Raw genomic sequence first — 9521 nt, forward strand, 5'->3', positions numbered from 1 at the left:
GATCACTACTCCCTCTTGCAACGAGCAAAAGTGTTACTTCTTCTTTATAGTCTTTAATACCACTTCCGTTATATACCGCTTTTACAAGCACTTCTGATACACCAAATGGATTACCATACACTATTTTGATATCCGGATATTCCTCGTTTAACTTTCGTAATTCAAGCGGAATATCTTTCTTTACATGTCCTGCCGCTAATAAAAAAACAGGAATAGCGACAATCTCTGTAGCACCACGCTTCACACATGTACGAAATCCTTCTTCAATAGAAGGATTCGCTAGCTCTAAAAAACAAATTTCTTGAATTTTTGCCTCTACACGGTTCATACATGACGTAATAAATGCAACCGCTTCTTCTTTTGCTGCTTTCAAACGGCTTCCATGACATATATATATAACAGCCTTCATTTTACAATACTCCGCTTACTTGATATGCATTTTCCGTTTGTTTCTCAAACCAATGTATCTTTTCTCTAAAACGGACAACTTCTCCAATAACAATCATACTTGGATTTTGAATTCGTTCTTTTTTGGCAACATCTACAATTGTTCCTAACGTCGCTGTAACAGTACGCTGCATAGATGTCGTTCCCCACTCAATGATAGCGGCAGGTGTACTTTGATCTTTTCCATGTTTTATTAGTTGTTCACATATGTAAGGTAAATTACTAACCCCCATATAGACCGCTAATGTATCTACACCTTTTGCTAAACTTTCCCACTTCACTTCCTCTTCAGCCCCTTCTTTCCGGTGCCCTGTCACAACAGCAAAACTTGCACTTGCATCGCGGTGCGTTACTGGAATTCCAGCGTAAGCAGGAGCAGCTATACCAGCTGAAATACCAGGAATAATTTCAAATGGGATACTTTGCTTCGCTAACGCTTCAGCTTCTTCTCCACCTCTTCCAAATACAAATGGATCTCCGCCCTTAAGCCTCGTTACAACTTTTCCTTTTTTCGCATATTTAATAAGAAATGTGTTAATTGTCTCTTGCTTCATCGTGTGATAATTTGGGAGTTTCCCGCAATAAATTAAATCCGCTTCAGGCTTTGCATGAGAAAGCAATTCTTTATTTACGAGACGGTCGTACAATATAACATCAGCCTTCTCGATGCATCTCAACCCTTTAACAGTAATTAAATCCGGATCACCAGGACCCGCCCCGACGATATAAACCTTCCCCATAATCTCTCCTCATTTCTACTATAAAATGAAACTTCCACTCTTAATCACGAATGGAAGTTACTATTATTTCGTATTACATGTTCTCTACTCATGAATAACAAATGCCGCCCCTTTTCGAATCTTCTTTTTTTCAAACAAAGAAATCTCTTTCACTTCTGGTAACGGTAAAAAATGTTTTTCAAGCTCAATTTCCGCAAGCTTAAATGCCTGTTCTTCACTCTGAGCAACGACAACAATTGGAACAATACTATTTACTAATACAGCTTCAAATCGATATAAGTCCATATTGCCCCTCCTAAGATGCTATTACTTCTTCTAATACACGATTTAGTACAATTTGTAATTCTTCCACTCCAACACGTCCTACGAAATCATAAAACGTTTCGGCTAGTAATTTATTCTTTTGGAAATAACTTAAAAAGGACACGAGAACATCCGGCAAATCTTCTCCATCTATTTTCCCTTTTAACTTTTCGTTATATGCTCCTCCGTCTAATAGTGTTCCGCCCACATATATTTCAAACGCCTCAACGATTCCCTTTTCCTTCGTTTTCAGTTTTATCCCTTGCAAACCAATATCAGCAATTTGACGTTGACCACATGAGTTCGGGCATCCTACCATATGAATTCGAACTGGAACATCGAGTGCAATTTGTGTATCTAAGTACTCTGCGATTTTTCGTAATCTTTCTTTCGTTTCTACTAACGCAAGATTGCAATACTCAATGCCAGTACATGAAACCGCATGACCGATAAACGATTTCGGATTTGCTGAAATTGCTTCAAACAACGGTTCACTTAATAATCCTGCAACATTTTCTGGCGGAACATTCGGAATAATGAAGTTTTGAGAGTTACAAGTTCGAATTTGCCCGTTTCCATATTTCTTTGCAATTCTTGCAATCTCAAACATTTCCTCTGCGTGTAAACGCCCTACTGGTACATTAAAGCCGACATACTTTAATCCTGCTTGTTTTTGATCTTGAACGCCATAAAAGTATCCTGCATTCCAGCCTTTGAGAGCACTTTCCCCTTTACTTTGCAATGGGCCTGTGTATTCTACTAGTTTCTCTTTAAATTTCTCAGCGCCCCAGTCAGCGACAAGAAATTTCAAACGTGCTAAGTGGCGTTTTTCACGATATCCAAAATCACGGAATATAGTAGCAATTGCAATCGACACTGCCTTCACTTCTTCTGGTAAAACGAATACATCTAATTCTTCCGCTAAGTACGGACGAGCTGATAAGCCTCCGCCTACTTTTATATGAAAACCAACCTTTTCCTCACCATTTATTTCTTTCGTAGCAGGTGTAAACGCCACACAGTTAATCTCTGCATTTGCTGAATTATAAATGTTAGAACTAATAGACATTTTGAATTTACGTGGTAGATTAGAAAACTCTTCATTATGTTGGAAGTAATCGTATATTTCTTTAACAATCGATGTTGTATCAAATAGTTCATTCGCATCAATTCCAGCAAGTGGATTACCTGTAATATTACGCGTAATATCACCACATGCCCCTGCTGAAGATAAACCAACTCTCGCTAATCTTTTAAAAATATCCGGAATTTGCCCAATTTCTAACCAATGAAACTGAATCGCCTGTCTTGTCGTAATATCTAACACATCACGCCCATAATCTTCAGCAATGGAAGCCAACACCTCTGCCTGCGCATTTGTAATAATTCCAGAAGGAATGTTGACACGCATCATAAAATAGCCCGCTTCTTTYGGTCTTTGCAAATACAATCCCGCCCATTTAAAAGCGTCCCACTCTTCTTTCGGAATAGATTCAAATCCATTCTCCGCATAGTAAGGAATATCATTAAAGATTTCTAATCCATCTTTTTCTAATTTCTTTTTCTCGGACGGATTCAATTTTTCATTATTTGCCCATACTTTTTCATAAGTCATTTTTAATCCCCCTATATAAAACTACGCTCTTGTAAGTAMTTCACAATTTGYTCTGCACATTCTTCAATAGAATWCWTGTGCGTTTCTACAATTAATTCTGCTTGTTTTGGTTCCTCATACGGTGAATCGATACCTGTAAACTCTTTAATATCACCTTTTCTCGCCTTTTTATAAAGTCCTTTCGGATCACGTTTCTCACACTCTTCAATTGGACATTTTACAAACACTTCTATAAACTCATCTACAGCTAATAGTTCCCTAACTTGTTTTCGGTCTACTCGAAATGGTGAAATAAACGCTGTAAGGACAACAGTTCCTTGATCTACAAATAACTTCGCCACTTCACCAATACGTCTTATATTTTCCATGCGATCACTTTCAGAAAAACCTAAATCTTTATTTAAACCTTGGCGAATATTATCCCCATCTAGCACATAATTTCCGATATTCTTTTCAAACAGTTTGCGAGCAACCGCATTCGCTACTGTAGATTTACCCGAAGCTGATAAACCAGTAAACCAAACTACAAAACTGTGATGCCCATTCTTCACTCTTCTCTCATCTTTTGAAACAGAAGCTGTATGCCAAGTAATATTCGTATCCATCTCATTCTCTCCCTATTCTGTTACTACTTCTTTTTTCAAACCTTTAATTAGCACTTCCACTACTTCTTTACGACTAAATGTACTTGGCGGAATCTCACCATTCCTTAACATTTCTCGTACTTTCGTACCCGATAAGATGACACGGTCTTCTTTTCCATGCGGACATGTTTTCGTTGAAGCCATTGCTTCACATTTCGTGCAGTAAAAACTATGTTCAAAAAATAACGGCGTAATCCCTAACTCTTCTACTGTAAAATTCGTAAAGATTTCCTGCGCTTCATATGTTCCGTAATAGTCCCCTACCCCAGCATGATCACGCCCTACAATAAAGTGGGTACAACCAAAGTTCTTTCTTACTAGTGCATGAAATATCGCTTCCCTTGGTCCTGCGTAACGCATTGCTGCAGGAAATACACCTAAAAAGACACGATCTTTCGGATAATAGTTTTGAAGTAATACTTCATAGCTTTCCATCCTTACATCAGCAGGAATATCATCTGACTTCGTTTCCCCAACGAGCGGATTTAAAAAGAGACCATCTACAATTTCAAGGGCAGATTTTTGAATATACTCATGGGCACGATGTACTGGGTAAATATCTTCTATTTGAATAACACCATATACATTTCCGGCGTTGACAAGTTTTACTTCCTCTCCAGCCTGCAGTTTCTCGGCTACTTCTTCTGTTACCGGTAGTGTAATCGGTATACTCCATACGCTACCATTTGCTAAACGAAGCGTTTCTACTACTGAATCATAATCTCTCTTCCCTAAAAATCCTGTAAGAGGGCTATATCCTCCTGTCGCCAAAAGTTCTAAATCACTAAGTGCAATTTTGTCTATCTCGATTTCCTTTACAATGTTCGATATTTCATATGTTTCATCAATGCGRTTTACTAATTCATTTGTTGTACTCATYTTCTTATATCCCTTCTTAGCTTTATTTCAAAATCTATCTCATTGAAAGTGAAGGCCACATTCCGTCTTCATTTTCCCAGCCCATCTTCCATCTCTTGAGTTGCCACCATCACCTACAGGTAATGTACATTTCTCACACCCAATACTCGGATAGCCAACATCATGCAATGGGTTATACGGCAAACTATGTTTATATACATATCGCCAAACTTCTTTCCAAGTCCAATGAATGAGCGGACAAACTTTAATAGATTGAAAACGACGATCTTGATTTATAAACTGTGTATGCTTACGCGTTTCTGATTGTTCCCTTCTTAAGCCTGATATCCACGCTTTTTCCGCTGCTAATGATTTTTCTAACGGTAAAATTTTTCTAATACTACAGCAAAGATTCGGATTACTTTCCCATAACTTCTCTCCATGAAGCTTCGCTTGTTCATTGAGTGTAAGTTCTGGCTGTTTTTCTATAATATTTAATGAAGGAAATCTCTCGCGTACCTTCTTAATTAATTCGTATGTTTCTTGAAAATGCACATTTGTATCCAAAAATACAACTTTAGCAGATGGATTTACTTGGTTTATAAGATGCAATAAAACCATTCCCTCCACCCCAAAGCTACATGCATATACAATTTCATCTTTATATTCGTTATAAGCCCAACTTAATACTGATAGCGCGCCTTTCGTTTCATCTTCTTCAGAAAATGAAACACTATTTTCTTTCCACGTTTCGTACGTCAACATGTTTTTTCCCCCTGTAAAAGCAAAAAGACGGCTTTAACCTATTAAAAATAGATTAAAACCGCCTCTAGTTTTTCTAGTCAGCGCTTTTTACTTTAAACGAACCTTTTCACTTTTTTCTAATTGAATCACTTTTCCATCTTGCACAACAATTGTAATGGAACCATATTTCATATCAGCAAGCATCGCTTGAATTTTCTCAGATACTTCATCAAAATGCTCCCGTACGCTCACGCAAACAGCCCCCCCTTTTTATTCATAAAAAAAATCTTTCCCATTTCGAAAAGACTGTTCGGTAATATATTTTACCTTATCTTTCAAAATGGATTCCATTTTGCTGGATTTAGCACCTTGCTTTCTATAAGCAGGTTGCCGAGCTTCGTAGGGCCAGTTCCCTCAGCTTCTCTTGATAAGCTTTGTATTTGTATTTTATCACAATTCTGATTTTTTTCAATCCTAGTTTTCCGATATATTTAATTATTTTTATTTTTTTAAAAGGAGCTGCCTTTACTAGACAACTCCTTCTTTCTCATTCACACCAGCTCTTTAATACGTATGCGATCGTTCCCAATGATATTTTCATATGTTTCACGTTCTACGACAATTTGTGACGTCCCGCCTTTTGCAAAGACGACAGCTGGTCTACGAATACGATTATAATTATTCGCCATCGAGTACCCATATGCCCCCGTGCAAGAAATTGCTAGTAAATCAGAAGAAGCAACTTGCGGTAAGTTAATATCCCAAATCAGCATATCTCCACTTTCACAGCATTTCCCAGCAATCGAAACGAGTTCCTCATTCTTATCATTCCCTCGATTCGCCAACATCGCCTCATAACGGGCTCCGTATAGAGCTGGTCTTAAATTATCTGTCATTCCACCATCGACTGAAACATATTTCCGAATGCCAGGAATCTCTTTCACCGCTCCGACTGTATAAAGTGTTGTTCCMGCATCACCTACGATACTACGACCTGGTTCAATCCATAYTTCTGGAAGCGGATATTCACATAATGTAAAYTGYTCTCTTATCGTACTTGTTACAGCGTGCACATACGTTTCAAGTGTTAACGGTGTATCTGAATCCGTATAACGTATACCGAAACCTCCGCCCACATTTAATACTTTCATCACATAATGTGTTCGCTCTCTCACTTCTTCTAAAAATTGGCGGAGTACTTCAATTGCTCGAACAAATCCAGCCGTTTCAAATATTTGTGATCCGATGTGCGAGTGAATTCCTAGCACATTATAATTTGATTTTTGCAAGGCAAGCTCAATTGCTTGCATCGCTTGACCATTTGAAACACCAAATCCAAATTTCGAATCCTCTTGACCTGTTGTTATATATTCGTGTGTATGTGCCTCTACTCCAGGCGTTACACGGATTAATATGTTCACAAATTTCCCATGTTGCATTGCWAAATCRTGYAAGATTTCTAATTCTAAGAAATTATCTACTACAAAACAACCGATATTCGCCTGAAGAGCCATAATCATTTCTTCTTCTGTTTTATTATTTCCGTGAAAATGAATACGCGATGCCGGAAAACCAGCTTGGAGCGCAGTATATAATTCTCCTCCAGAAACAACATCTAAAGACATATTCTCTTCACGAGCTACTCGGCACATCTCCATGCACAAGAACGCCTTGCTTGCATATGCTACTTGATAAGAGAAACCACTTTCTTTAAAAGCACGATGAAACGCGCGGCACTTTCCTCGAATAGACTCTTCATCGTATACATAAAGTGGTGTTCCGTATTGTTTTGCTAGCTGCGTCGTATCGCACCCACCAATTTCTAAGTGTCCTTGCCCATTGATTCGGCTTGTGCCGTGTAAATACATTTAAATTCCTCCCTTATTTCCTCTAAAACTCATAACCCCAATCTTCTATTCATTGCAGCACGCTTTTAGATAGACAAAAAACGCGCGGAACAATGTTCACACGCGTTTCTTATTAGGAAAAATATATATTGAAAAAATAAACGAGTTGTTATCTCCTCAAAATAAGAAACCGCATCAACATCTCCAAATAGCTCTTCATAAAATAAATCTTATGACAGTACTACATTTATTCAATGCAGTCCCAATATATGAATAAGATGGTTATTCTTATATTTCGGCAATAGTCCCTTTCAACCTATGATCACAGATTCCATTAAATCTCCCATAGCTTACTCTTTCCTATCGCGGCCTCTACCTTTGAGAGTAGATGAGGTAAGTCTATTTAATTTTCAAACATCTAATTGTTGCTATTAACAATACCAAAGGACCATTTTATTTGTCAAACAATTTTTTATATTGTTTTTTTACAGTTTAATTTTGTATCATTTGGTAAGCGCTTTACTGAAACCTTTGTCACTTCCCATTCGCCCTCTTCGTTATTAAATGTAATCGTTACCTTCTCAAATGGTGGAACAATTTTCCCACCAACCTGTTCATACTTCGTTACTTCAATACTCGCTTGAAATAAATATGTACCACTATACACTTTTTTTAAACTAATAATTTTAGGACATTGATAAGGCTTCAAGCTCCCATATTGTTTTTCAATTGCCTTATTTATTTTTGGAAATAAAACAGAATAAAGGGCATCTTCCATAAGGGGTGCATCATATTGTGCTACCGACACACTCGGTGAAGCAAAAAGTATAACACTACTGCATACTATAAAATATAATAATTTTCGCATTATAACCTCCGTTTTATTACTCGATTCTTTTTGCGCACGATAATTATCATACATAGAAACTCCGTTTTATTGTCTCCCACTGCCCTTTTTCTACTCAATTATTATAAAAAAGCCCACAACTCTCTTTTATTTTCGTATAATGATACTCATAGTATAATAAACATAATAACAAAGGACTGTTCGTATATATAAAATGAGGCGCTAATCAAACCGGCTCACAAGAACCGTCATGCTTTTAGGAGAGGAGTATATTATGCTACAAAATCTGTTTCCAAAACTGCGATTTGCACTAGTTGCAGTCGTTTTATTATGGATAAAAACATATATTGTGTACAAGCTAGCATTTGATATTAGAATTGATAACTTCTTTGAAGAGTTTATGCTTTTTATTAACCCACTAGCTTCGTTACTTTTATTTTTTGGTTTCGCTTTACTTGCATCTAAGTACCGAAACCGAATTATTATTGTAATTAGTTTTATACTGTCATTTATTTTATTTGGAAATGCAATGTTTTACGGGTTCTATAACGATTTTGTTACTTTCCCTGTTTTATTCCAAACAAATAATATGGCTGACTTAGGGACGAGTATAAAAGAACTCTTTACGTATAAAACATTACTTTTATTTGCAGACGCAATTATTTTAATGTTTATTTCGCGTAAATTCCCATCATTTGGTGATAAAACACCCCTTTCTCGCTCTGAGAAGCGAACTTTCTTTAGCGGYGTAACAGTATTATTAGCACTACAAATTGTTGTTTCAGTTATATATAAACCACAAATGTTCTCACGCTCGTTTGATCGTCAAACTGTCGTGAAAAATTTAGGGTTATACACATATCATCTATTTGATATTACACTTCAATCTAAGTCTTCAGCTGAGCGTGTATTTGCAAGTGGAGACGGGTTCTCTGAAATTAAAAACTATACAGACTCAAAAGATAAACAAGTTGATAAAAACTTATTTGGAGCTGCAAAGGGTAAAAATGTAATTTTAATTTCAATGGAATCTACACAAAGTTTTGTTATTAATAAAAAAATAAATGGAAAAGAGATTACTCCATTTTTAAATGAGTTTATTAAAGATAGTTTTTATTTCGATAACTTCTATCATCAAACGGGACAAGGTAAAACTTCTGATGCTGAATTTATCGTTGAAAATTCCCTTTATCCGTTAGACCGTGGTTCTGTATTCTTTACTCATGCAACAAATGAATACACTGCCACACCAGAACAATTAAAGAAATACGGATATTCTTCTGCTGTCTTCCATTCAAACGATAAAACGTTTTGGAATCGTGACGTAATGTATCCTGCGCTTGGATATGATCGTTACTTTAATTTAAATGATTACGTAGGAACGGAACAAATGTCTGTCGGTTGGGGATTAAAAGATAAAGAGTTCTTTGAGCAATCTATTCCAAAGTTAAAATCTTTACCACAACCGTTCTATAC

The 9521-nt window shown here is 36.7% G+C and carries 11 protein-coding genes and 2 riboswitches; of the genes, 1 reads left to right on the plus strand and 10 read right to left on the minus strand.

Translation table 11 applies throughout. The features are described from left to right. The 10 genes from AC1DJR_RS16100 to AC1DJR_RS16145 all read right to left on the minus strand — a co-directional run. Positions 1–409: sirohydrochlorin chelatase (locus AC1DJR_RS16100; protein ID WP_477003005.1), on the minus strand; the 409-nt coding region annotated here is incomplete at its 3' end. 1 nt (position 410) lies between these two features. Further along, positions 411–1187: a uroporphyrinogen-III C-methyltransferase gene (gene cobA, locus AC1DJR_RS16105; protein WP_002030683.1), complete on the minus strand. Its 777-nt coding sequence runs from the start codon at positions 1185–1187 to the stop codon at positions 411–413. 84 nt (positions 1188–1271) lie between these two features. Then, positions 1272–1472: a DUF3906 family protein gene (locus tag AC1DJR_RS16110; RefSeq protein ID WP_000366913.1), complete on the minus strand. Its 201-nt coding sequence runs from the start codon at positions 1470–1472 to the stop codon at positions 1272–1274. Between the two features lie 10 nt (positions 1473–1482). Next, positions 1483–3105, minus strand: coding sequence for a nitrite/sulfite reductase (locus AC1DJR_RS16115; RefSeq protein ID WP_429686535.1), 1623 nt, complete (start codon positions 3103–3105; stop codon positions 1483–1485). A gap of 11 nt (positions 3106–3116) precedes the next feature. After that, positions 3117–3710, minus strand: coding sequence for an adenylyl-sulfate kinase (gene cysC / locus AC1DJR_RS16120; RefSeq protein ID WP_477003006.1), 594 nt, complete (start codon positions 3708–3710; stop codon positions 3117–3119). 12 nt (positions 3711–3722) lie between these two features. Further along, complete coding sequence (gene sat / locus AC1DJR_RS16125) at positions 3723–4628, minus strand: sulfate adenylyltransferase (protein WP_477003007.1); 906 nt, start codon at positions 4626–4628, stop codon at positions 3723–3725. 39 nt (positions 4629–4667) lie between these two features. Continuing rightward, positions 4668–5372 (minus strand): phosphoadenylyl-sulfate reductase, encoded by a 705-nt coding sequence (locus AC1DJR_RS16130; protein WP_429686531.1) that lies wholly within the window; start codon positions 5370–5372, stop codon positions 4668–4670. Positions 5373–5459: 87 nt separating this feature from the next. After that, positions 5460–5603 carry a YezD family protein gene (locus AC1DJR_RS16135; protein ID WP_000116159.1) on the minus strand — a complete coding sequence of 48 codons (144 nt, stop codon included), beginning with the start codon at positions 5601–5603 and terminating at the stop codon, positions 5460–5462. A gap of 73 nt (positions 5604–5676) precedes the next feature. Then, positions 5677–5785: riboswitch (SAM riboswitch) on the minus strand. Positions 5786–5902: 117 nt separating this feature from the next. Further along, positions 5903–7219, minus strand: a complete 1317-nt coding sequence (gene lysA, locus AC1DJR_RS16140; protein ID WP_477003008.1) for a diaminopimelate decarboxylase — start codon at positions 7217–7219, stop codon at positions 5903–5905. Between the two features lie 180 nt (positions 7220–7399). Beyond that, a riboswitch (Lysine riboswitch) is annotated at positions 7400–7581 on the minus strand. An 89-nt stretch (positions 7582–7670) separates the two neighbouring features. Continuing rightward, entirely contained in the window at positions 7671–8066 is a 396-nt protein-coding gene (locus tag AC1DJR_RS16145; RefSeq protein WP_016092994.1) for a DUF3888 domain-containing protein, read from the minus strand. Positions 8067–8319: 253 nt separating this feature from the next. On the opposite strand from AC1DJR_RS16145, the gene AC1DJR_RS16150 reads away from it, so the two are divergent. Continuing rightward, the coding region (locus AC1DJR_RS16150) for an LTA synthase family protein (protein WP_477003009.1) at positions 8320–9521 on the plus strand (1202 nt) is incomplete at its 3' end.

Source organism: Bacillus sp. 05T31, from assembly GCF_056396725.1.